This window comes from Alkalibacterium sp. AK22 (assembly GCF_000585255.1).
Classification (GTDB): domain Bacteria; phylum Bacillota; class Bacilli; order Lactobacillales; family Carnobacteriaceae_A; genus Alkalibacterium.
In genome coordinates this window covers 1-22,587 of the sequence record NZ_JANL01000005.1, presented here as the reverse complement: position 1 = coordinate 22,587, position 22,587 = coordinate 1, and the positions used below count along the sequence as shown (strand labels likewise).

The window sequence follows — 22,587 nt, the reverse complement described above, 5'->3', positions numbered from 1 at the left end:
GCGGCACCTCGAGAGAAGATGGCCACGAGTTGCGCCGGAAAAGGAGTTTGCGCAGCACCTTGAGAGAAAATGGTCACGAGTTGCGCCCCCGCCCACGCTCCCGTCGCCCTCTGACTACACAAGTAGAAAATCCCGTCTCGCCAAGAATCAAACTCTCCTGGTGTGACGGGATTTTTCTCTATATTTAGAAACAAAATGATTAGTAGCCGAAATAAGGGTCCCAGATAAAGCGGGTACGTTTGATACCTGCTTTACCCAGTTCTTTCTTTGTAGCCTTGATGATTTTAGGGTTACCTGCTATATAGTAAAAAGCATTGTTCCCGTAATAATCAGCTAAAGCAAGATAACTTTCGATTGTTGCCTCTTTATTTGTAGCATAAACAGGGTGGAAGGAATCGTTTCTACGGGCAATGTCATCCAGCTCTTCTTTAAACAGGTGACGGTCTGGAGAAGTATAGACGAGATGAAAAGGTCTCGATTCATCGCGCTCCAACTCCTTGACAATAGCGCGCATAGGAGTGATACCAATACCAGTTGCTATCATAACAATAGGAGTGCTCTCATCTTTAACCTTAAACCAGCCAAAAGGACCATATACACAAATTTGATCACCCACTTCAAGATCAAAGAGTTTTTCCTTGAAGCTGCTCTTCGGTTCATTGGCTCGAGTAGCAATCAGCATGAACCCTTCTTTCGGTATAGAGGCTACTGAAAAAGGACGAAAGAATTTTCCTCTAACTTCCTTTCCGGGAAGGGTGAATACGCCGTGATCTCCTGCGTCCCATTTAAAGTTTTTAGGTATAGCCAATTTGATAACTAAGTAGTCATCAAAAGGATTGTACATCTCTGTAATAGTCAGTTTGTTTCGTCTGAATAGACTAGTGTAATCACTCATTTTCATTGACTTTCACCCTTTTAAGTACGACTTTATTTCATTATACGTTAAGGAAGCTGTGATAAGAAGTTAAATGCTTTCCTGATCAATGATTTGCCTGTATTGTCTGCCTACTGAATATGGTGTGCAGTGTTCAGATGCCTTGATATTTTAAAACGTTGTGCCTCTCACTAAACTACTTGTTATATTTAAAAACCCAGTCCCGAATTCTATAGGACTGGGCTTTCGCTATGCAAAATAGTTACACATGGCTTTTCAGAAACTATAAACTTAGGCAAAGCTGACTGATTTCAATCAGCTACGGACATCTTTCATTTCATCAAGAATATTTAGATCAGCTAAAGAAATCTCAAAATCCATCTGGCTGTTTTCGATGATGCGCTGCTCATGAGATGATTTTGGAAGCGGCAGTGTATCTTTTTCCAGGCAGTAACGGATGGCCACTTGGGCGGGGGTCTTGTCATACTTGTCTGCCATCGCCTTCAATTCAGGACTGTCCAGCAGCTCTCCCGTCGCAAGAGGAGAGTAGGCTTCGACAACAATACCGTGCTCCTGACAGAAGGACAGTAGCTCTTTCTGGTCTCTTCCGATATAAAATGGAATCTGGTTGGCCATTGGCACAATATCACAATTATCCAGTAGAGACTGAATATCTTTCGTTTCAAAGTTGGATACGCCTATTGCACGAATCTTACCATCACGATAAAGTTTTTCCATCGCTTTCCAGGACGCTATATTCCCTTCTGTGCAGTCTTTTCCGATATCACTCCAAGGCCACGGAGCATGAATCAAATACAAGTCGAGGAAGTCAACACCTAAATTAGTGATGGTCTCATGAAAGGCATCCAGTGTTTCCTGATACCCTTTGCGTTCGGCCGGGAGTTTGCTTGTAATAAACACTTCTTCACGGGCGAGGTCAAAATCCTTGATGGCCTTACCGACATTTTCCTCATTCTGATAAGCCAGAGCCGTATCGATGTGGGTGTAGCCGTTTTTAAGAGCCATTGTTACTGCCTCGTAGGCTTCGTTATTGGGAATCTGCCAGGTACCAAAGCCAATGGGCGGAATCGACACGCCGTTATGAAAAGAAAAGGTTTTATTGCTGGTCATAAAATTAATTCCTCCTAAAATATCAACTGCTTCAATTTTACCTTAAACAGCATGAAAATGCTTCCTTTTTGATTGGCCTTCCTATTTGTAGTTAATCAAAACAGTGAGATCCCCATTGAGGACTCCTGTGTCCTGGGCCTCGAAATAATTGAGGATCACGCGTATTTCAGCTGCTTCATTTTCGTCTGTAAACGTTGCTTCTTCAATAGACAAGGTTTCGCCGTTTTCTGACAAGGTAAAGACATCCTCTGCAAGGAAAGACAAATCAAAGGACAGGAGCAGATTGCCTTCCTCTACCAGCTCAAGCACAAACAGGTTTTCCTCTAGTGTGATAGCAAGCTCGGTCGACTCTCTGTTCAGTTCAAGCGTGTAAATATCTTCTGTGTCAAGGTAGTAAGTGCTCAAAAATACCGCTTCATCGGCTTGATTTACTGGAATGACGACAGGTGAGCGCCGGTCGATTTCGACATAAGCATAATCCCGGTCAACAGGTTCCTGAGGGGACTCTGTGTTTTCAAAGAAAAACGGATCGAAACCAAAAATGCTTTCAAAGTCATTGTAGTAATTGAAATTCTCCGGCAGCCAGCTGATACGGTTTAGTGCATTGACGTCTTGCAGGTGATTGAAGCTATAACTGAGTTGCGTTTTTTCCGAATCTGTAAATGACACTACAGAATTGATCCGGCCATTTTCATCCAGGTCGTTCTCTGAAACAATGTGGTCCACCCGTCCAAGTTGGCTGCTTATACCAATCGATACGGCATCGATATAGGGCAGTACTGAAATTCCCCCAAGCAGAATCAGAATAAGAGGAATCAGTGTTTGCTTAGGTTTGAAAAAAGCAAAGATAAGGCTGCTGCTGATGGCAAATAAGCCGAAGAGCAGCACAAAATAGCGGCCATAGGTCAGTCCAAGCTGGAAGGACTTTATTGAAGAAGAGACACTTTGAAACAGGGCGATAAGGAGCAGAAGATATGGGAAATAGCGGGTAAATAGATGAACCCACTGTTTTTCTGAAGGTTCTGTGAGAAACAGCGTCAGCAGACCGATGATGACGTAACTGATCAGCATGGGCTCAATCAAATTGTCCAGCCAGAACTCTCCGGTCAAGTTGAGTCCGATATAAGCAAGCAGCAAAACTGTAAAGACAAGAATCAGCGGAACTACAATAAAGTCCAGCAGTATTGCAAGCAGTTTAGGGCGACTCATAGCTTGCTGAATATCCTTATGCTCGGTTGACTTGTTAAATCTGGGGATCATTGACAAAAAGTAGACTGGCGCAAAGAAGGTGAAAATCAAAGCTGCTGAATAACTGAACCAGGTAAATTCAAGTACGGCAAACAGTGTACTGTAGGTACCGAGCACTGCACTGACTCCCAGATACATGACTACAGCCAGGAGCAAACTACTAAAAAAAGCCTTAATCATGACAGTCAATGTGTCTGTGAGCGAAATATGAGAGCGGACGGTAGGCGCAGCAATCAGACAGACAGTACCTAAGAAATAAAAGACAAGTGTCCGAATACTCCCCGCCTGATTAAGTGACAAGTCGACTTGCCTCAGATAGATATAATACAGGAGAATAAACAAAAGCAGTCCAGTCTCTAAAATCCAGTGCCACTTTTTGGAAGAGAGGAGTTGTTCTGAAAAAAGAATAAGTGCAGCTAGAAATAATGCCGCCAGTCCTGAAGCTAAAACTTCTGCTCCGTACTCAAAATCATTGGACTGGATAGAAAGTAGTGAAAACAAGGTGGCTAGTCCGATAAAAGCTATGGGTAGTGGAAAACGCTTGAAGACGACACTGCCTTGTTTTTTCAGGCGAAAAAAAAGTTGACTGTTTTTCATGAAGAACACTCCTGTCTGCTGAGTGAAAATAGTTGGTTCTTAATGAAATCATACTCCTAAGGATAAGATTCTGCAATGTTTATTCCTTGCCTGAACAGTTTATTTTTAGACTGTCAAATAAGGGTTTTAAAGACCTATAAGGCCTCTCTTTTGTTGAAGCAAGACCTTGTCTGATACAATATAAGTGTACAAAAAATCGAAAGGAGTCAGATTATGCAAAAGTATATTTTTAAATCACCCAGTCGCTATATTCAAGGGAACGGTGTTATTGAGGAACTAGGCAAAGAAACGGAAGCAATAGGAAAGAAACCCCTCCTGCTTTCTGATGAAGTGGTATGGGATATTACAAAAGATGCCATAGAAAACAGCTTCAAGGATTCGGACAGTGACTTCCATTTTGAAGAATTTAACGGTGAGGCCTCAACGAAAGAAATAGATAGACTCGTCGAGCTAGGTAAAGACAAAGAGGCAGATGCCGTCATTGGTGTCGGCGGGGGGAAGACCTTGGATACGGCAAAAGCTGTGTCTGATGCTTTGGGTGTTCCAGTAATCATTGTGCCGACTACAGCCTCTACAGATGCACCAACAAGTGCGTTGTCCGTTATTTATTCCGATGACGGTGTGTTTGAGGATTATAAGTTCTATGATAAAAATCCGGACCTGGTCCTAATCGATACAGGCATTGTCGTTAAAGCCCCCCTTCATTTGTTTGCCTCGGGTATGTCTGATGCCATGGCAACACTGGTTGAGGTGAGGGCTGCCATGAAACGCAATGGTGACACAATGGCCGGAGGCAAGACGACTTTTGCAGCTAAAGCTATTGCTGAAATGGCCGAGGAGGTTCTCTTCACTCATGGACTAGCGGCTTACCAAGCAGTTAAGGAAAAACTCGTTACTCCACAAGTGGATGCTATTGTTGAAGCAAATACCCTGCTTTCAGGACTTGGCTTTGAAAATGGCGGATTGGCCGGAGCTCACGCGATCCATAACGGCTTTACAGCCGTTGATGGAGAAATTCACGATCTGACTCATGGTCAAAAAGTAGCCTACGGGGTGCTGGTACAGCTGGTACTGGAACGCAAATCGGGAGATGAAATCAAAAAATACATCGACTTCTTCAAAGCGATTGATATGCCGACAACACTCAAAGATATTCATTTGGATGAAAAATCATTTGATGAGCTGATTGAAATCGGAGAGCTTGCTACAGCAGACGGTGAAACCATGGAAAATCTGGACCCTGAAATCACACCGGTAGAGATTGCCCATGCTATCCTGGCGGTCAATGAACTCAGTAAAGCCTAAAATGTAGGCCAAAGATTGATTCAAAAGCAGCAATTACAGGACGCCGCTTTTTTTAAAACAAAAGATGAAAAACGGTCAGACTAAGGATATCGTTTCCTTGATCTGACCGTTTTTTCATGCTTATCGACTAGGTTCCCCTCGAGTTTAATTGAATGGGTATTTATTGACGAGCAATACTGTCAGTTAAACGCAGTCACTAACGACTACTGAAAAAAGATAATAAATTGAATCGAGTTGCCACGCAATGGTAAGAGTAGTCCGGCTTAACGCGAGTATCGATGCCAAGTCGGCTCTCCATAGGTTTAGCGGTTCAGCTTAAGGGGGGGCAGCGACGCCGAGTCGCCTCGGCTCATCTCACAAAATAGTGCTGTGCGCCATCTGAGCACTCGAAAAAGCAAGGAAAGCTGGGCTGTTGTGCGCTTAATTTAACTTTTGAGAGCAATAGTCATGGCTTTCAGTTGACTTGGCTCTAGCAAAAGCCACTGCTTGTCTGTGGCACCAGCTCGAGCGTTTATTGACCTTGGAAGATCTGAAAGTCTTCTGAAGAAGGCACCAGCCTTGTTGCCTACTGCTTGTATCTTGTTGATTGCTGATCTTCAAAGACTGTCTTCAATGCTGCGATGCGTCGGGCTTCAAACGCTTGAGACCGTTTTGTCCAGTAAGGAATATCGTAGCCATGCAAAGCCTTGGGAACTACCGCAACATCTGCTTCTGTTTTAGCAGCCATTAACTCTTTTGCATATAGAAGTCCCTCGTCTCTTAGCGGATCGTATTCGCAAACTTCTATATATGCGGGGGGCAGATTACGGAAATGCCTTGCTTCCAGAGGTGCAGCGTATGGCTGAACAGGATCAATAGGTTTTTGAACATACAGCGACCACATCATTTTATACAAAGCATTGTTCCAGAAGGGTGTCTTGTCAAATGCTCTCATTGAAGGTGTCTGGGTACGGGCATGCATAACCGGGTAAAGAAGAAACTGAAAGCAAAAATTAGGCAGGTGTCTGTCCCGACGTAGGAGGGTAACTCCAGCCGCCAGTGCACCACCGCTGCTGTCTCCGCCGACGGCTATCTTTCTCGGATCGATGCCCAGATTCCGGCTGTGATTAAAGACCCAATCCGCTGCCTGAAAACAGTCGTTGAAAGGGGCAGGGAAGGGATATCTGGGAGCCTGACGGTAATCAACTAAAACAACGATACTAGTGGTTTCTTTTGCGTAAGTCATTGCCCATTTATGGTGATGAGGAGACTGAGTCATAAAGTAGGCACTACCATAAAAATAAAGTAGGCAAGCTGAAGCAGGCTGGTCAACAGGACTATAGATGTAGAGTGTAACAGACGTATCGTCGGTTGTGCTCAGCAATACCTTTTTTAATGTCACGCCTGACGAGACGGGCAAGCTTTTTCTGGCTAGCCAGAGTGAAGTGTTTACTATGGGAATGACGACAGGCACCAAGGGCCAGGCCAAAAATTTATAGGGGCGAACGTCTTTAAAGATTGAATATCTAGTCATAATGTATCCTCCTGATTACTTAAGCATAAGCTTAAATGGCCCTTCAGTAAAGCAGAATTTATCTGTCTGCTTGATTTTTACTTTCAGGTGACAAGCGGTTATGAGTCTTGCAAGCCTACTAAATTACCCGTTCTTTTTTGTGATATTATACAGGTGTGTTGTTTCTAAACTCTTTTTTTCATGTATAATATGACTAAATAAACATTACAACGGATTCCTGAAAGGACACTTATCGTGACTAAACGATTGATCGCCTGCCTAGCCGCGCTGTGTGCTGCGGCTGTATTGATGTTTCCGGTTCAACAGTTAAGAAAGCAGTATGATATCCAGGCTGCCCAGGAGCATCGGGCTGAAGCGAGGGACACTCTTAATCAGATCCAAAATGAGCTGCAATCCAAGCTGGACAGCAGTCTGTTTTATGCAGATTTCTTTGAAATGCTCATCAGCCAAGACTCCGATTTGACTGACGATGACTTCCTCCAATATGCTCAGCTGGTCGTGGATAATAATCAGATTATCGATAGCGTGTCCATTGCTAGAGATGGAATTATTCAGTTTATTTATCCACTAAGGGGAAATGACAGAGCTATTGGTTTTGACCTCCTAGAAGATACCGAACGGGCTTATCATATCCAAAAAGCCATCGAGCAGCAGAAATCAGTGGCTCAAGGTCCAATCGAAGCTGTTCAAGGCGGAGTTAAAATTTTCAATCGTAAGCCGGTTTTTATAGAATCAGCCGGGGGACTGGAGACGCTTTGGGGCTTTGCGAATATTACTGTAGACTACGATGATTTGCTAGCTTCAGTGGTTGACCCGGATACAGTTCAGGACTATGCACTAGCGCTTAGGCTCTATACCGGAACAGACAGGGAAGAATTCTGGGGAGATGCCCGGGTATTTGAGCAAGACAGTCTGCTCGGGACTGTTCGTCTGCCGGGAAACGTCTGGACTTTAGGCATCACTCCTGCTGGAGGCTGGCGTTTCTCTTCAGATACTCATCAGACCGAGATGCTCCTGTTTTATGTCATGATTAGTATGATTGCGCTTATGGTATATGTGTTTACACTGCAATACGTTAATAAGCGCGAGCTGGCCCACAGCGACTCCCTGACCGGTCTCTTGAACAAGGGAACTTTTGAAAAAACGGTGAGGCAGCTGATTAAAGCCAACACCGGCCAAAACGGCCTGCTTCTTATTGACTTTAATGACTTCAAGCAAGTGAATGACGAATATGGCCATCTAGCCGGAGACCGGGTTCTGATTGTCTGCTCACGCCGAATCACCGAAGTTCTTAAGCAGACGGATCAAATCGGACGAATAGGTGGAGATGAATTTATGATTTTGGTCAAGGATGTAAGGTCAGAAGAGAATCTTGAAAAAATTGCCGACCGAATCGTCAGGCATGTAGAACAGCCGATAGAATATAAAGGGTGCCTGATCAAGCCGTCTGTTTCAATCGGCTATATGATGACCACGCAGCTGGATTTATTCGAGAACCTGTACGAATCAGTTGATAAACAGATGTATCGACATAAATCTGTCTACAAGCGATCGGCTGACTTTATGTTAACCGAAATCGATTAAAACAAATGGTGACACATAGCAATGCTTGAGCTTTACCGGGAGAGACTCTTTGGAGTCTCTTTTTTTTTAAAAAAAAAATTAGGAGACCGTTACTCTTTGATAATGTTGCTGGGGACAAGCAGGCACATTGAAATGATCCCTGATTCAAAGTTGTAGTCAATCAAGAAAGCCAAATAGGATGTGGAAGTCGTAATTTTTGAAAAAGAAGTCAGTAGAGGACTATGATGACAATATAAAAATAAAAGGAGAGATAGGATGAAGTTAAAAGATAAAGTAGCAATGATTATCGGTGGAACATCAGGTATTGGGGCAGCAACAGCGGTGGCATTTGCCCGGGAAGGAGCCCGTGTACTTGTCTGTGGTAGAAATCAGGAGGCAGGAGAAAAGGTAGTCGATCAAATCACCCAAAACGAGGGGGCGGGCCTATTTGTAAAAGTGGATACCACAGTAGCCGAAGAGCTGAACAAGGCAGTTGAAAAAGCACAGGATGCATATGGGACAGTGGATATTCTTTACAATGGAGCGGGCATTCATGATGCCTATGCGACGGCTCTTGACCTGGAAGATAAGGACTACGACAAATTGATGGCAGTTAATGTAAAGGGACCTTATCTGGCAGTCAAAGCTGTCTTGCCGGTCTTTTTAGATAAGGGGAAAGGAACAGTCATTAACGTTGGGTCACAAGCCTCAAGTGTAGCAGGTCCGGGGGGCTCAGCTTATGTCACATCCAAGCATGCCTTGGTCGGCTTTACTAAGCAATTGGCCTATGATTTTGGCAGTAAAGGAGTCAAAGCTAATCTGCTTGCTCCAGGATTTGTTGAAACGCCGATGACTGAAGGGATTGAAGAAGAACGACTCAAAGGTATTCCTGCTAGAAGAGCCGGCAAGCCTGAGGAAATTGCGGCTCTGGCAGTGTTTTTAGCATCGGAGGATTCAGACTACATGCATGGCACAACGGTGACTGCAGATGGAGGATGGATTGTAGGACGTTAAACCAGTTAGATTGCAAGTATGGCGTTGAAAGGGTGGCAAAGTGATCGTATAGTCTAGATTCATATTGTTCATGTAAGCACAAAATATAGTGTAAAAGATAAAAAAAGTGGAAAAATAGCTTCCATTTAACTTGTTTATTTGTTAAACTATTCACATAACAAAGAACAGGAGAGAATGCCATGAAAAAAGTGATGAGTGCTTTAAGGTTTGTCTTCCGTAACGGTGAAACCTGGACAGTAAGCCGTGAACACATCGGAGACTTATGGATCAAGCAGGTATCGACCAGCTTTGGGCGCATCAAAGACGATTTTGAAGAGATTCACCCGTGTGAATCGTTGAAAATCGAGATTGCCCAAGAAGCAGACAGTGTCAATTCTAACGACATCAATAAAGGTGGACTGGAAGCCGGTATGTTTGCCCGGGTTGCCAAATTCCAGGATATCGAAATGATGGATATTTTGTATCGTGACCGTAAAGTGGACAGCAAGAGTGTGCATGTTGATAAAGACCGCATCTACTTTCCTTATAAAGCAATGGATACAGACGGTAACGATAACTTGTATCAATCATCCCAAGAGCATGGAGATCGACTCTATATTGTGATAGACCCAGACCGCACGGTCACTGACGTTTATCCGGAGTGTGCTGCAGCTCATTCATGATGTGTTCCCTTACCGCAGTCAGGTGGATAACCCCCACTTGACTGTTTTTTTGCGTATAAATTGTTTTTGAAAAGTCGAATCGGTACAATATAATAGATATAAAGAAAGGATGATCAGATTGACAGATAGAAAATATGCTTCATCATTTACCTTTAACAGCGGAGTAAAGCTAAATAACCGGTTCGTTATGGCACCTATGACAACCAAAATGAGCTTCTTTGATGGAGTGATTACAAAAGACGAAATCAGTTATTACCACTTAAGAAGTAAAGAAGCTGGAGCGATCATAACCGCAGCAGCCAATGTATCCGAAGGCGGTAAGGGCTGGGAAGGAGAGCTAGGGATTTGCGATGACAAGCACCTCCAGGGACTTAGCGAGCTGGCTTCGGCCATTCAGACAAACGGGACAAAAGCAATCGTACAGTTGTATCATGGAGGACGCATGACATCATCTTCTGTGCTGAGAGGCACAAAGCCGGTTGCTCCGAGTGCGGTTAAAGCAGAACGTCCAACAGCTGAAGAACCGAGGGAACTCGAAGAAAAAGAGATTTATCAAATCATCGAAGATTTTAAAGCGGGAGCAGTGAGAGCTATACAGGCAGGTTTTGACGGAATCGAGCTTCACGGCGCAAATACCTACTTGCTTCAGCAGTTCTTCTCCCCGCATTCAAACCGCCGGGAAGACCAGTGGGGTGGTAGTCTGGAAGAGCGTTTCCGCTTTGCCGATTTGCTGGTTGATGAAGTCATCGAAACGGTAAACAAACATACCGATCGTCCCTTCGTCATCGGCTACCGTTTTTCACCGGAAGAATATGAAACACCAGGTATTCGCTTCGAAGACACTTTGTACCTAGTAGATAAGCTGGCTGATAAAGCCATTGATTATTTGCATGTATCATTGGGAAAATATGATCAGCTATCACAGAATGAAGAGTATCAGAATCAATCCATGCTGGCCTATCTTCATGAAAAAATAAACGGCAGAACCGCCTTTATTTCAGTTGGAGATATCCGTACCGGACAAGATGCAGAAAAGGCCTTAGAAAACAGTGATTTAACAGCACTGGGACGTGTCCTGCTAGCCGATCCTCACTGGGTCAGCAAAGTTCTGAAAGACAAGGAAGAGACGATTCGTTATGATGTAACGGATGAAGAGCGGGAAGAGCTGTTTCTCACTAATGGTGTCTGGCAATTTATGCAGAATATGATGAAAGACCGGATCAAGTAGGCTGCAAGCTGAAGTGAAGGAGTGCCTGACGATGATGACGAGAGAGGTATATGCTAAGTTTCACCAGTTTATCGATTATTTTCTCTTTGGACTGATAACAGCCACGATTAACATTCTTGTGTTTTTTACCCTTCACCACCTATTCAGCGTATACTACCTTACAGCTAATGCTGTTGCAATTTCCCTGGCTATTCTCTTTTCTTTTCTGGTCAACAAGAAATATGTATTCAAGACAACACTTCATACCAAAAAGGCACTGGTCAGAGAATTTTCTTTGTTTGTGTCGTTAAGATTAACTGCGGCTTTAATGGATATGGCTGGACTTTATCTGATTGTCCAGCTGATCCGGTTCGGGGCAACGCAGGCTAAGATCATCGTAGAAGTATGTATTGCAGCCAGCAATTACTATATAAGTAAGCGTGTCATTTTCAAAAAAGACTGACTACTTTGAAAAGGAGTGAGTAATATGAATAAAGCACTGATCAATATCGATTACACCCTCGACTTCGTTGCAGATGAGGGAGCACTGACTTGCGGAGAACCAGGTCAGGCCATTCATGACAAAATCATTGAGATTACAAAAAGATTTAATGATGAACAGGATTTTGTGGCTTTTACCATCGACAAGCATCAGGCAGAGGACGCCCACCATCCTGAAAGCAAGTTGTTCCCGCCTCATAACCTTGAGGGCAGTGAAGGAAGAAAATTGTTTGGAGATTTGGAAGCCGTCTATCAGTCTATCAAGGAAGAAGAGCATGTCTACTACACAGACAAGACCCGCTATAGTGCCTTTGCAGGGACGGATCTGGAACTTAAACTAAGGGAAAGAGGCATCACCGAAGTACATTTAGTAGGGGTATGTACTGATATCTGTGTTCTTCATACGGCAGTTGACGCTTACAACAAAGGCTTTGAGATCGTGGTTTACAAAGATGCAGTCGCCAGCTTTAATTTACAAGGACATGAATGGGCTTTGACCCATTTTGAAAATACATTGGGTGCTCGAGTCGTTTAACTCATGAATAAAAGCGCTAGCTCATACCTTATTTGGTAAGCTAGCGCTTTTATTCATTCAGCTGAACTGAATATAAATATGCAAATCGTATGGATCTTTTTCAGTCTCTGCATTCTGTATTTCTGCCGGACATTGACGATAAGGCCCACCATCAACATAAGCAAAAGCCATAAAGATAGAAGACTGCAGATGTTCCAGTGCCTGCTTTGTATCTTTTTGCGGCAGTCTACCTAAATACGTATTCTCTATATAAATATCCAACCGGTCTGACGGGGAAGGAACCAGCTTGACGTTTTTTGTCCTGTAACTTTCATAACGGTATATTTTTTTATTGTAGGCGGCAAGGTCCTTGTCTGTTTTGCCAGCGTAACTTCTTTTAGAATAATCTTTTGAAATGATTTTGTTTACAACTTGATCTATAACCACTTGGTCATTGGTCAAGTCACTCGCTTTTACTTGTACTTTGTGTTTAATAGTTACAGGGTGACCGTCTCTAACTTCTTTTAAAGATTTAGTTTTGATTAATTGGCTGGAACGCGAAGCGTGTTCTTTGATAAATGTTTTGATGCTCTCATAGAAACTCAAGGTCATACCCCCTTTTCTGTTCTAAATGTTTCACTATACAAATGTGTACGTTTGGACATATTTATGTCACAAATAGAGTGTATCGAAATAAGCTGTAAGATTCAACTGTTATCGCTCAAAAAAAATAACATCTATTATTTATTGAAGTGAAAATAATAGTAATTCCATATTCAGATATAGATTCTACTCTGTTAGGCTAATATAATGATGTCCGGTATTTTTTGAAAATATTCACGTTTACAGCAACCAGAACTATACTTAAACTTTAGTTATTATAATCTATGTACTTGTTGACTGCAAGTATTTAAATAGATTTGACTCATTATAAATAAAAAAATAATAAAATATAAATTTTCCATCTAAAATTAAAACTTTTCCTCTTGATTGATTCTGAAAATAGAAAAGAAATCAGACATCCTGATCAGGCTTCAGCCTCATTGACCATGAAAACCGCTACAGTTATAATTGAACCATCTTAACAGCACATTTCTTGAAAAAAAATATCTAAGTACGCTAAATACCAGGAGGGTGAATGAGTATGGAGACTTTAATTAAAGTGGAAAATCTAAGTAAGGCGTTCGGAAAGACACAAGCGCTGGATCAGGTCAGTTTTGAAGTCAGAAAAGGGGAAATCGTCGGTTTTATCGGTCCGAATGGAGCCGGAAAATCCACAGCCATTCGGATTCTTCTAGGCTTGATCAAAGCGGATAAGGGGAGGGTAGAAATTTTTGGTCAAGATGTCTGGAAGGAAGCGGTAGATATTCACAGGCGGGTTGCTTATGTCCCGGGGGATGTCAATCTTTGGCCGAACTTGACTGGTGGAGAGGTTATTGATCTGTTTCTCAGCTTACGTGGTATAGCGGTAGACCGTAAGCGAAAAGAAGACCTGATCCGGCGGTTTGAATTTGATCCAACGAAAAAATGTCGGGCTTATTCCAAAGGTAATCGCCAGAAAGTTGCGCTGATTGCAGCATTTGCGGCAAAAGCCGATGTGTATATATTTGATGAGCCGACTTCCGGGCTGGATCCACTGCAGGAGCAAGTATTTCAGGAATGTACCAAAGAAGCACTGGAAAAGGGAGCTAGTGTCCTATTGTCCAGTCATATCCTTTCTGAAGTTGAAAAACTGTGTGACAAAGTGGTCATTATTCGGCAAGGAAACATTGTTGAAGCCGGTTCGCTTGACGACCTCAGGCACCTTACACGTGTGCTAATCAGCTTGAAAACAGTGGAAGCACTCCCTGATTTAGATAAGCAACCATTCGTCCATGATTTTCATATGAAAAAAGGCGAGTATATTTTTCAGCTGGACAGTGACCACTTAAATGATCTGCTTGCTTATCTTCAGCCTTTCACTGTAACACAATTTGAAAGTGCTCCGCCTAAACTGGAAGACTTGTTTATGCGCCATTATGAATCAACCAGAGGAGGAGTCTGAATGCAGTCACACAAACTTACAGGCCAGATGTTTGTTTTTACTTTGAAAAAAGAGTGGATTACATTGCTGCTGTGGCTTATCGGCTTAGCTGCTTACGTGATTATAGGTGTCGTCGCTTTTATTGAAATATATGGTGAGCCGGCAGAGCTAGAGGCCATGGCTATGGCTATGCAGAACCCTGCAATGGAAGCTTTATTCGGAAAAGCGATCGGAATGGACAATTTTACAGTAGGCGCTTTATACACACAAAGCATGACTATCATCGGTTTTGTTTTGATAGCGCTGATGTCAATCCTGCTTGTTGTCAGAAACACCCGAGGTGAGGAAGAAGATGGTACTCTGGAACTGATTCAGGCCCTTCCTGTGGGGCGGTTGGCGCATACAAATGCGACAATCATCCTTTTACTTGCAACGAATACCGTGCTGGCTATCATTTCATCTGTGCTGCTCTTGCTGCTGGGTGATGCAAGTATGACGTTACATGGAGCTATACTTACAGGTGCGATGTATGGAATCAGCGGTATCTTGTTTGGGGCGGTGGCCCTCATTACCAGTCAGCTGTCTTCCAATACGCGCGGGTCCATGATGCTGGCTTTCAGTGTTTTAGGCGGTGCGTATATACTGAGAATCATCGGTGATGCAGGGTTAACCGTATTGAGCTGGATTTCACCCCTAGGCCTCCTGTACCGGAGTGAGCCTTTTGCCAGTAATAACTGGTTGCCAATCTATATCGGGCTGCTGGTTACTGTCTTACTGCTGATAACGGCCCTCTGGCTGAAAAAGCACAGAGATATAGGAGCAGGCCTGCTTCCTGATCGTCCAGGAAAAACCCGTGCTTCATCTTTATTACAGACTTCTTTAGGCTTTGTTTTTATTCTGATCAAAGTCCCATTGATTGCCTGGTCGGCTGCCATGTTTCTTCTGGGTGTATCGTACGGATCCATACTGGAAGATGTCCAGGATTTGCTTTCTGGAAATGAAATTATTGAGCAGATCCTAGCCAGCGACCCGTCAATAGGCTTGGTTGAACAATACATGTCCATGATTCTTGCTGTTATGGCAATGATTACGACAATTGCGGGCCTTCAGGTCTTTTTGAGAATCAGGGCAGAAGAAAAAAAGCAGCGCCTTGAATCAGTTGTCGCAGGCAACCGGTCGCGTCAGACGGTTATCAGTGGATTTACTTTGACTGCTGTACTTTCTATGTTCTGGCTTCAGCTGGTTCAGTCATTGGCGTTTGGAGGAGCAGCACTTGCGACAGGTTATGATATCGAACTGCTTGATGTCCTGCTTACTGGGATGGCTTATATTCCGGCGATGTTGATCATGCTGGGAGTAGCTGTGATCCTTTTCGGCTGGATACCCAAAACTACACCAATTATCTGGCTATACCACGGCTATGCCTTCATTCTGCTGTATTTTGGTGACCTGTTCGACATACCGGCTGCCTTTAACCGTTTGTCTCCTTTTTATCATGTACCAGCTCTGCCTTCAGAAGAGTGGAGTTGGGAAGTGACAGTAACGTTGTCTGTTGTTGCTTTAGTGCTCATAGCTATTGGAACGGTTGGGTTCAGACAAAGGGATATCAATTGATCAAACTGAAATACATGTAGTTCAGACCTGCGACCAACTCGGTCCCAGGTCTGATTTTTTGTTTTTACTACGCTAGTCGTGGTAATTACCATTACACTATGCTAAACTAAGTACAACGACAGATAAAGTAATTTACAAGGACATAAATGACTAGTTTTTCCAGACGCATAATGCGATAATGCCCCCTATGTAAACACTTTTCAGTTCGACAATGACAGGCGCTAGGGTAAAGAAAGGGGGAGGCTAATGATCAGCAGTGATGTAATCCGTGGCTACAATGATACTTTTTTACTGTCTCTTCTATCTGAACAGGACTCATATGGCTATGCCTTGTCCAAAGAAATTAAGGAGCGGACAGGCGGGCAGTATGTGATCAAGGAAACCACAATGTACTCGGCCTTCAGCCGTTTGAAAAAAAATAAGTTGATTGAAGCGTATGCAGGAAATATTACCCAAGGGAAAAAGCGGACATACTATAGAATTACAGAGGATGGCCGAAAATATCTTGAGCACAAGCAACAGGAATGGACTTTGACAAAAGAAGTGATTGACAAGTTGGTTGAAAGGGGAGAAAACAAATGATTATTCGAGAGTATGTCGAGCAAATGTTTAAAAGTGTGCCTCTTACAGAGGAGACCTATCAGCTGAAGCAGGATATGTTAGCAAATATGGAGGACAAATATGAACACCTCATTGCTGAAGGAGCAACTGAAAATGAAGCTTTGGGGGTCGTTATCACAGAATTCGGTAATATCGACGAACTGCTCACCGAGATGGGAATCAGAAAAGATACAGAGAAAACGGTAGATCACTATCCGACGATGGAAAGTGATGCGGTCGATGGTTATATTAAATCCCGACAGACAATGGGACTGCGTATCGGATTAGGTGTCTGGTCCATTCTAACAGGAGTCGGCGGTATGCTGACGCTCTTTGGTTTGGCACCCACACTGAATATGCCTGGAGTTATCGGTGTTATCTTCTTGCTCCCTTTTTTAATCATTGGCATCGGGCTGCTCATTATGGAGGGCCTTCGTTCTCGGGATCTGCAAGCTTATCAGTCTCCCTTTGTGCTCTTGCCTGACTTGAGAGATGAAATTGCTGACCGCAAGAAGGCATACGAGAAGTCACTAGCATTCAGTATTATGATGGGTGTCGCCTTATGTATTCTATCATTCGTCCCGCTGCTCATCGGACTGTGGACAACTACCCTTTCTGTTCTGCCGGGCATTGGCCTCATGCTCGTGTTAATTGGGATAGGTGTCGTCTTCTTTGTATACGGCGGAAACAGTTATTATGCCTTTACCGTTCTGCTTGAAAACGGTAAAGATCCTGCTTGTTTTGAAGAAGCAGTCAAGGCGGATAAGCGTATGAAAAAACTAAATTATATTATTGATGAGATTTACTGGCCGGTTATTGTGTTGGTATATCTAGGCCTGGGATTCATTATTGGCGGAAATGTCTGGTCCTGGAGCTGGATCCTGTTTGTCCTGGGAGGCATACTGGAAGATACAGTCAAAGCGCTCTTTGAATCGATTTACAAATCATAATGAAACTATAATCAAAACAAAAGGCCACCGCTCAAACGAGCGGTGGCCTTCATTATTGAAAAAAGAAAATAACTAAATAAATCATTGAGGGACGTCTGTTCGAGCGTTGACTGAGAGCAATGTCAGAAGGACAGTGCTCGACTCAATATAAATTCCCAGTCTCTAGGATGCTGTATTGAGCTCAGCGGCCAAACTCAGACGCAGAGAGTAGGTTGAGCTGCATCGCAATCCGAATAGCGGTTAAAAATCAATTTTTTTCAAGTACGATCTTACCGATGGTGTGCTCTGACTGGAGCAGTCCGTAGGCTTCCGTCAGTGTCTGTTCGTTCAGCTGGTCAAAGCGCCTGGTCAAAGTTGTCTGAACGAAGCCTTGTTCTACCTGATTTTTCAGTTCAGTCAGGTATTCATGTTGCTTGATCCAGTCAGCTGTCTGGTAGACTGAACGTGTATACATTAGCTCGAAACTGATGGTCAGACTTTTCCCGAAAAAGGTCATCGGCAGGGGCTCTGACAGAGGGAGAAGCGTACAGAGCTGTCCTTGCGGCTTGACGACTTTAGCGGCTTCCTTGATATTCTCATCTGACTTGGCTGCCAAAAAGACCGCATCGATAGGATCCGCACCGGCTTCTTTAAGCTGCTCTCCATAAGGCTTCATATGATCGATGACCTGTTTGACGCCCAGCTTTTTCAGATGACTAACCGATTCTTCTCTTGAAGCTGTCCCAATCACATTGAAGCCGTAATTCAGGGCAAGCTGGGTGGCGATCGAACCGACACCACCGGCCGCTCCGACAATCAGCAGCGTTACATCAGAGGGATCTTCAGCGACATCAAAGAGCCTCAGGCGGTCGTGGATCACTTCATAGGAGGTTAAAGCTGTCAGCGGGAGGGCTGCTGCCTCTGCAAAGCTCAGATTTTTAGGCTTTAAGCTGACCATCCGTTCATCGATCTTATGAAAGTCAGCCTGGGCTCCCTGGACAGTCGTCGTCCCCGGGTAAAAGACTTCATCGCCTTCTTTAAACAGGGTGACATCCGGTCCCACAGATACCACTACGCCGGAAACGTCTCTCCCTAGAACCGTAAAGGATGCATCATCCTGTTTTTTCATCATTCGAGTAGCCAGATCTGTGGGGTTTAAGCCAACCGCTTTGACTTCAACTAACAGCTCTTTGCCTGAAATGTCAGGGATGGGAACGTCCCGCTTTTCAAAAGTCGGCAGGGCCTGTTTTTTATCCGGATTCTCAAATCCGTATGCCTTCATCATTTTTTCCATCAAAACACCCTTTCTCTTATTTCTTTCAGTGTACACTTTAAGTAACAAGGTCACAAAGTCTTTGCCTTCTTTCTCATAAGAGGCTGATTTTGTTTCCAAACTGCTCATTTTTCGATAAAATAGAAGAACACCCATACATACAGACTAGGAGATGAAGAGCATGACCCACTATATAGACAATGCGATTAAAGTATTTGAAAACAATTTTGACCTGAAGAAAAATGAAAAGGTGGCTGTGATCACGGATGACCGGATGAGTCAGGTTGCGCTGCCTTTTTATGAGGCAGCCTGTATTAAAGGGAACGAAACGGTCTTTCTTCAGTTTCCGGCTAATTACAAGTCCGGGGAAGAGCCGCCGGCCATTGTAGCCCAAGCGATGAAAGAGGCGGATGTTGCGCTGTGCGTGACCCATGCTAGTCTGACACATACCCGAGCCAAGAAAGAGGCAGCAGCTGAAGGGACCCGTATCGGTACAATGCCGGGAATCACGCTGCCGATGCTGGCTGAAGGAGCGATTGAAGCGGATCCGGCGGAAGTCATGAAATTGACGGCCCATTATACCGAACTGTTAGAGCATGCGTCAGACGTTAAAATCGAGAAAGACGGAAAAGAACTGACTTTTTCGGTCAAGGGACGAAAAGGCATAGCGAGTACGGGTGTCTTCAAAGAAAAAGGACAAGCCGGCAATGTCCCTTCAGGAGAAGCCTTTATTGCACCGCTAGAAGATTCTGCTGACGGAAGCCTGATTGTAGACGGCTCGATTGCCCAGCTGGGGATGGTCGAAGAACCGATTCTGCTTAAGCTGGAAAACGGTAGACTGACTGAAGCAACAACTCCTTTAGGAGGGGAGCTCTTAGAACTGCTGGGAGAAGGCGACGGGCGGATTATTGCTGAATTTGGTATTGGAACCAATCCGGCGGCCCGCCTCACAGGTGTCGTTTTGGAAGATGAAAAAGTATACGGCACGATCCATATTGCCTTTGGTTCAAACAAACCGTTCGGAGGAACGACCGAAGCCGGTGTGCATATCGACTGTGTGGTAAAGGAACCGACGGTCTGGGTCGACGGAGTCAAAATAATAGAAGCAGGAAGCATGATATAAATACGGTTTTCCTCATATAAGCTGAGCACGATTGTTTGCTGAGCTGAGGGGGTTGATGTTACCCTTTGAAAATAAAATGCAAATCAGTAGGGGGAAGGAAGAGTTTAGCGTGACAGTAGAAAGTAAAAAAAGTAGAGCGGTGCAGTTTATTTCCTGGGGAATGGTCGTCTTCTGGATGGCCGTCATTTTCTGGTTTTCTTCGCATCCAGCTGATGAATCTGTTAGGTGGAGTGTTGGTGTGATGCGACTTGGCGCAGAGGTACTGTCAAACTGGCAGTGGGTCGGCCTGATCGTCTTCATAATTTTGTATCATCTGTTTCTGATCTGGTTAGCCAGGATGAGTGCTCCCCTTGTCGCTAAAATACTATTGTTCTCCGTGTTCATACTGATCAGCCTGGGGATTGTCTACGTTCTCTACACAACAATCAGACCCAGGGTCAGCTCACTTGGCCTGTTTCAGATGAACCGGTGGGTAATCCATCGCCACTTAAGAAAAACAACCCACTTTTTCATCTATCTGTTCCTTGGAAGTTTTCTGATGAACGCGCTGACCGTTTCAGGAGTTAAATGGATTAAGGCATTTGTGATGGCTATACTAATCTCTTTCTTTTATGCGATCAGTGATGAGCTACATCAGCATTTTGTGCCGGGGCGCACCCCTCTGGTCATGGACGTCATCATCGATACAGTAGGGGCCACCGTTGGGGTCCTGCTTTACAGCACACTCAATCAGCTCATTCAGTGGATCCGAAAGTATACGGCCAAAGCAGACAGGAAGCAGGAAGCAATCAGCTGAGCTTCATCATGGTGAACAGGTAAAAGCGGTCGGCACTGTGCCGATTGCTTTTTTTGTTTGAGTGACTCTGTAGACAATAAGCTAGTCTTAAAGCAGATCGAGCTGCTGAGGGCCGAGGTAGTCGAAATCCAGGCCAAGCAGTTTCTGCAGTTCTTTAGCATTTTTGGCTGCATGTCCACCTGAATTATTGTTGAAGATGATGCAGACTTCCCGGCTGCATTGCTCCAACTGTAGTGCGGTTTCCTTGAAGGCCTCAAGTTCAGTCGGCGAGTAGTCATGCAACGGTCGTTCAGCCCGCCAGTCGGTCACGTTTTCTCCAAGCCAGCCTTCATAGTTCTGCCCGTGCAGGCGCATGATGCTAAGAGCGGGATGGGTGGACACTTTGACCATAGGGATACTGTTGGTCGGCGTCTGCGGCTGATCGACCACGACATGGGTAAAGCCGAGCTGCTTCAGTAAGGCCAGTGTTTTTGAAGCGTTCTGATCAGTAAACCAGCTCTGGTTTCTGAACTCCACGGCTACAGGCAGCTCGTTCATCTGTTTTTTTACATATTTGAGGTAATTGACGTTGGGCCTGATACAATCAAAGGTGGGTGGAAACTGAAACAAAAAAGCTTTGATTTTTTGTTCTCTGATCATCGGATCAAAAGCCTGCAGGTAAGCCGCATAGACGTCGGCCATCGATTCAAAATCAGGGGCGAAAGGCTTATGTAAGGTCATCATGCTGTGCACTTTCGGCAGAAAAGTAAAGCGGTCGGGAGTCTTCTCTATCCAGGATACAATATTTTTAACCGAAGGAATGGCATAAAAGCTTGTATCCAGCTCCACGACTGGAAAATGACTAGAGTAGTCTTCCAGCTTTCTTGAGGCTTCTCTTTGAATCAGGTCATGGTCGCTCCAACCGGTCAGTCCTATGGTCATCATATTATTCGATCTCCTTCAGTTTTTTGAGCTGCTCCTGGATCACGCGCTCGAGTAGTTCATCGAAAGGAGTCTGCGGTTCATGTTTAAAGGGATCTTCACTTTTCACCCGACTGGAGCGGGTCTGGCGCCGCAATTGAGCGGACAGGTGACGACTGTCAACGAGCCTTTGAATACTTTGCTCGGTGTACTCATAACCACTGTGATGAAGGATTCGACATCTTTTAGGCAGCAGCATGGAAGCGAGACCATAGTCCTGTGTAACAACAATGTCGTTGGGATATGCCAGTTTCATAATTTCAAAATCTGCCAAGTCACTGCCTTTGTCAACCCATATACGTTCAACTCCTTCGGGCAGTTCTTTTGTTGAAAAGTGAGAGATACTGGAGACAAGCAGGACCGTAAGATCGTTGTCCCTAGCTTGAGACATAATGATGTCTTTGACAGGACAGGCATCGGCATCAACTAAAATCTGCATGTAAAGCACCTCTTTCATTGATTAGATATACCTATCATACTGAAGCACTAAGGCAATTACAACACACAGAAAAAATCCCGGCCTCAGTTGTTCTGCCTCATTTATCAGCACTGTGTTGGGGAACGCAGCACTAAAGCAGGCAGAAACGTCTGGACCGGGAAGGGGAGACACGTTTTTAATTTTCGGGTATGAAAGGAATCAGTCTTCTTTCTCACCTTTTTTTGAAGCTTCCAAGTCGTCAACTTTATCAACATTGAAAGGCTCCTTATCTTCAGGACGGGAATCCTTTGCTTTTTCCTCTTCTGATTTCTCAGCATTTTCTTCAGCAGCATCAAATTCCGTTTCATTCAGCGCCGCTAAATCATCAGGAAGTCTAGGATTGCCTGAATGACTGGGTCCGTTCTGCATATCATCCACTCCTTTCATTAATCTAAATTCAGTATAGCACAGAACAGGTGATAACGCTTTCGATAAGGTTTGCTGATGACTTTTGACCGATAAGTTTAGAGCAGAAGCAAGCAGAGAGGCTGCACTGTTCAAAAGTAATGGCATATAAAAACCGGACTGAAGTGGTAGACTAACACAACGAAATGAGACAATATAAAACACCTTCGAAATGGTATAATTTACAAAATACTATGTCGGAGGTGTTTTTGAGATCGGAAGAGCGTCGTGTAGGGAAAGAGTGTAGATCTCGGTGG

The 22,587-nt window shown here is 44.1% G+C and carries 22 protein-coding genes; 13 read left to right on the top strand and 9 right to left on the bottom strand.

Annotated elements, in window-relative coordinates:
- Positions 1-199: 199 nt before the first annotated feature.
- The 3 genes from ADIAL_RS00270 to ADIAL_RS00260 all read right to left on the bottom strand — a co-directional run bounded on the left by ADIAL_RS00270 (position 200) and on the right by ADIAL_RS00260 (position 3,850).
- Complete coding sequence (locus ADIAL_RS00270; protein WP_034298498.1) at positions 200-901, bottom strand: FAD-dependent oxidoreductase; 702 nt, start codon at positions 899-901, stop codon at positions 200-202.
- 288 nt (positions 902-1,189) lie between these two features.
- Positions 1,190-2,005, bottom strand: coding sequence for an aldo/keto reductase (locus ADIAL_RS00265; protein WP_034298496.1), 816 nt, complete (start codon positions 2,003-2,005; stop codon positions 1,190-1,192).
- 81 nt (positions 2,006-2,086) lie between these two features.
- Positions 2,087-3,850, bottom strand: coding sequence for a DUF4153 domain-containing protein (locus tag ADIAL_RS00260; RefSeq protein WP_034298494.1), 1,764 nt, complete (start codon positions 3,848-3,850; stop codon positions 2,087-2,089).
- 213 nt (positions 3,851-4,063) lie between these two features.
- Between ADIAL_RS00260 and ADIAL_RS00255 the strand changes: the two genes are divergently transcribed.
- A complete protein-coding gene (locus ADIAL_RS00255) occupies positions 4,064-5,155 on the top strand; it encodes a glycerol dehydrogenase (protein WP_034298492.1) in 1,092 nt (363 codons plus the stop codon).
- Between the two features lie 565 nt (positions 5,156-5,720).
- On the opposite strand, the gene ADIAL_RS10970 is transcribed toward ADIAL_RS00255, so the two are convergent.
- The gene (locus tag ADIAL_RS10970) at positions 5,721-6,668 is read right to left on the bottom strand and encodes an alpha/beta hydrolase (RefSeq protein ID WP_051503613.1); all 948 of its coding nucleotides are present in this window, start codon (positions 6,666-6,668) and stop codon (positions 5,721-5,723) included.
- A gap of 234 nt (positions 6,669-6,902) precedes the next feature.
- Here ADIAL_RS10970 and ADIAL_RS00245 point away from each other — a divergent pair, with 234 nt between their 5' ends.
- The 6 genes from ADIAL_RS00245 to ADIAL_RS00220 all read left to right on the top strand — a co-directional run bounded on the left by ADIAL_RS00245 (position 6,903) and on the right by ADIAL_RS00220 (position 12,150).
- Positions 6,903-8,252 carry a diguanylate cyclase domain-containing protein gene (locus ADIAL_RS00245; RefSeq protein ID WP_034298490.1) on the top strand — a complete coding sequence of 450 codons (1,350 nt, stop codon included), beginning with the start codon at positions 6,903-6,905 and terminating at the stop codon, positions 8,250-8,252.
- 255 nt (positions 8,253-8,507) lie between these two features.
- Complete coding sequence (locus ADIAL_RS00240; protein ID WP_034298488.1) at positions 8,508-9,245, top strand: SDR family NAD(P)-dependent oxidoreductase; 738 nt, start codon at positions 8,508-8,510, stop codon at positions 9,243-9,245.
- A gap of 179 nt (positions 9,246-9,424) precedes the next feature.
- A complete protein-coding gene (locus tag ADIAL_RS00235; protein WP_034298486.1) occupies positions 9,425-9,907 on the top strand; it encodes a hypothetical protein in 483 nt (160 codons plus the stop codon).
- 118 nt (positions 9,908-10,025) lie between these two features.
- Entirely contained in the window at positions 10,026-11,135 is a 1,110-nt protein-coding gene (locus ADIAL_RS00230) for an NADH-dependent flavin oxidoreductase (protein WP_231492019.1), read from the top strand.
- Between the two features lie 31 nt (positions 11,136-11,166).
- Complete coding sequence (locus ADIAL_RS00225) at positions 11,167-11,577, top strand: GtrA family protein (protein ID WP_051503612.1); 411 nt, start codon at positions 11,167-11,169, stop codon at positions 11,575-11,577.
- 24 nt (positions 11,578-11,601) lie between these two features.
- The gene (locus ADIAL_RS00220) at positions 11,602-12,150 is read left to right on the top strand and encodes a cysteine hydrolase family protein (RefSeq protein ID WP_034298481.1); all 549 of its coding nucleotides are present in this window, start codon (positions 11,602-11,604) and stop codon (positions 12,148-12,150) included.
- Positions 12,151-12,207: 57 nt separating this feature from the next.
- Here ADIAL_RS00220 and ADIAL_RS00215 read toward each other — a convergent pair whose 3' ends face one another.
- Positions 12,208-12,735 carry a hypothetical protein gene (locus ADIAL_RS00215; RefSeq protein ID WP_034298479.1) on the bottom strand — a complete coding sequence of 176 codons (528 nt, stop codon included), beginning with the start codon at positions 12,733-12,735 and terminating at the stop codon, positions 12,208-12,210.
- A 538-nt stretch (positions 12,736-13,273) separates the two neighbouring features.
- On the opposite strand from ADIAL_RS00215, the gene ADIAL_RS00210 reads away from it, so the two are divergent.
- The 4 genes from ADIAL_RS00210 to ADIAL_RS00195 all read left to right on the top strand — a co-directional run bounded on the left by ADIAL_RS00210 (position 13,274) and on the right by ADIAL_RS00195 (position 17,316).
- Positions 13,274-14,173, top strand: coding sequence for an ABC transporter ATP-binding protein (locus ADIAL_RS00210; RefSeq protein ID WP_034298477.1), 900 nt, complete (start codon positions 13,274-13,276; stop codon positions 14,171-14,173).
- On the top strand, positions 14,174-15,766 hold the full coding sequence (locus ADIAL_RS00205; protein WP_034298475.1) for an ABC transporter permease: 1,593 nt from the start codon (positions 14,174-14,176) through the stop codon (positions 15,764-15,766).
- Between the two features lie 246 nt (positions 15,767-16,012).
- Entirely contained in the window at positions 16,013-16,348 is a 336-nt protein-coding gene (locus ADIAL_RS00200; RefSeq protein ID WP_034298473.1) for a PadR family transcriptional regulator, read from the top strand.
- On the top strand, positions 16,345-17,316 hold the full coding sequence (locus tag ADIAL_RS00195; RefSeq protein ID WP_034298470.1) for a permease prefix domain 1-containing protein: 972 nt from the start codon (positions 16,345-16,347) through the stop codon (positions 17,314-17,316). The genes ADIAL_RS00200 and ADIAL_RS00195 overlap by 4 nt, the downstream gene beginning before the upstream one ends.
- 247 nt (positions 17,317-17,563) lie before the next feature.
- On the opposite strand, the gene ADIAL_RS00190 is transcribed toward ADIAL_RS00195, so the two are convergent.
- Complete coding sequence (locus tag ADIAL_RS00190; RefSeq protein ID WP_197017727.1) at positions 17,564-18,589, bottom strand: zinc-binding alcohol dehydrogenase family protein; 1,026 nt, start codon at positions 18,587-18,589, stop codon at positions 17,564-17,566.
- 160 nt (positions 18,590-18,749) lie between these two features.
- Here ADIAL_RS00190 and ADIAL_RS00185 point away from each other — a divergent pair, with 160 nt between their 5' ends.
- The gene (locus ADIAL_RS00185; protein ID WP_034298468.1) at positions 18,750-19,691 is read left to right on the top strand and encodes an aminopeptidase; all 942 of its coding nucleotides are present in this window, start codon (positions 18,750-18,752) and stop codon (positions 19,689-19,691) included.
- Between the two features lie 109 nt (positions 19,692-19,800).
- Positions 19,801-20,487: a VanZ family protein gene (locus tag ADIAL_RS10965; RefSeq protein ID WP_197017726.1), complete on the top strand. Its 687-nt coding sequence runs from the start codon at positions 19,801-19,803 to the stop codon at positions 20,485-20,487.
- 87 nt (positions 20,488-20,574) lie between these two features.
- On the opposite strand, the gene ADIAL_RS00175 is transcribed toward ADIAL_RS10965, so the two are convergent.
- From ADIAL_RS00175 to ADIAL_RS00165, 3 genes are all read right to left on the bottom strand, one after another.
- Positions 20,575-21,411: a DUF72 domain-containing protein gene (locus ADIAL_RS00175; protein WP_034298466.1), complete on the bottom strand. Its 837-nt coding sequence runs from the start codon at positions 21,409-21,411 to the stop codon at positions 20,575-20,577.
- Between the two features lies 1 nt (position 21,412).
- Positions 21,413-21,886 (bottom strand): YaiI/YqxD family protein, encoded by a 474-nt coding sequence (locus ADIAL_RS00170; protein ID WP_034298464.1) that lies wholly within the window; start codon positions 21,884-21,886, stop codon positions 21,413-21,415.
- A gap of 198 nt (positions 21,887-22,084) precedes the next feature.
- Complete coding sequence (locus tag ADIAL_RS00165) at positions 22,085-22,294, bottom strand: hypothetical protein (protein WP_034298461.1); 210 nt, start codon at positions 22,292-22,294, stop codon at positions 22,085-22,087.
- Between the last annotated feature and the right edge of the window lie 293 nt (positions 22,295-22,587).

Excerpts from the sequence above, each read along its gene's own strand:
- ADIAL_RS00170 (WP_034298464.1), bottom strand. The coding sequence starts at position 21,886 with ATGCAGATTTTAGTTGATGCCGATGCCTGTCCTGTCAAAGACATCATT.
- ADIAL_RS00220 (WP_034298481.1), top strand. The coding sequence starts at position 11,602 with ATGAATAAAGCACTGATCAATATCGATTACACCCTCGACTTCGTTGCA.
- ADIAL_RS00225 (WP_051503612.1), top strand. The coding sequence starts at position 11,167 with ATGATGACGAGAGAGGTATATGCTAAGTTTCACCAGTTTATCGATTAT.
- ADIAL_RS00190 (WP_197017727.1), bottom strand. The coding sequence starts at position 18,589 with ATGGAAAAAATGATGAAGGCATACGGATTTGAGAATCCGGATAAAAAA.
- ADIAL_RS00260 (WP_034298494.1), bottom strand. The coding sequence starts at position 3,850 with ATGAAAAACAGTCAACTTTTTTTTCGCCTGAAAAAACAAGGCAGTGTC.
- ADIAL_RS00210 (WP_034298477.1), top strand. The coding sequence starts at position 13,274 with ATGGAGACTTTAATTAAAGTGGAAAATCTAAGTAAGGCGTTCGGAAAG.
- ADIAL_RS00270 (WP_034298498.1), bottom strand. The coding sequence starts at position 901 with ATGAAAATGAGTGATTACACTAGTCTATTCAGACGAAACAAACTGACT.
- ADIAL_RS00175 (WP_034298466.1), bottom strand. The coding sequence starts at position 21,411 with ATGATGACCATAGGACTGACCGGTTGGAGCGACCATGACCTGATTCAA.
- ADIAL_RS00165 (WP_034298461.1), bottom strand. The coding sequence starts at position 22,294 with ATGCAGAACGGACCCAGTCATTCAGGCAATCCTAGACTTCCTGATGAT.
- ADIAL_RS00265 (WP_034298496.1), bottom strand. The coding sequence starts at position 2,005 with ATGACCAGCAATAAAACCTTTTCTTTTCATAACGGCGTGTCGATTCCG.
- ADIAL_RS00195 (WP_034298470.1), top strand. The coding sequence starts at position 16,345 with ATGATTATTCGAGAGTATGTCGAGCAAATGTTTAAAAGTGTGCCTCTT.
- ADIAL_RS00200 (WP_034298473.1), top strand. The coding sequence starts at position 16,013 with ATGATCAGCAGTGATGTAATCCGTGGCTACAATGATACTTTTTTACTG.
- ADIAL_RS00185 (WP_034298468.1), top strand. The coding sequence starts at position 18,750 with ATGACCCACTATATAGACAATGCGATTAAAGTATTTGAAAACAATTTT.
- ADIAL_RS00205 (WP_034298475.1), top strand. The coding sequence starts at position 14,174 with ATGCAGTCACACAAACTTACAGGCCAGATGTTTGTTTTTACTTTGAAA.
- ADIAL_RS00240 (WP_034298488.1), top strand. The coding sequence starts at position 8,508 with ATGAAGTTAAAAGATAAAGTAGCAATGATTATCGGTGGAACATCAGGT.
- ADIAL_RS00235 (WP_034298486.1), top strand. The coding sequence starts at position 9,425 with ATGAAAAAAGTGATGAGTGCTTTAAGGTTTGTCTTCCGTAACGGTGAA.
- ADIAL_RS00255 (WP_034298492.1), top strand. The coding sequence starts at position 4,064 with ATGCAAAAGTATATTTTTAAATCACCCAGTCGCTATATTCAAGGGAAC.
- ADIAL_RS10970 (WP_051503613.1), bottom strand. The coding sequence starts at position 6,668 with ATGACTAGATATTCAATCTTTAAAGACGTTCGCCCCTATAAATTTTTG.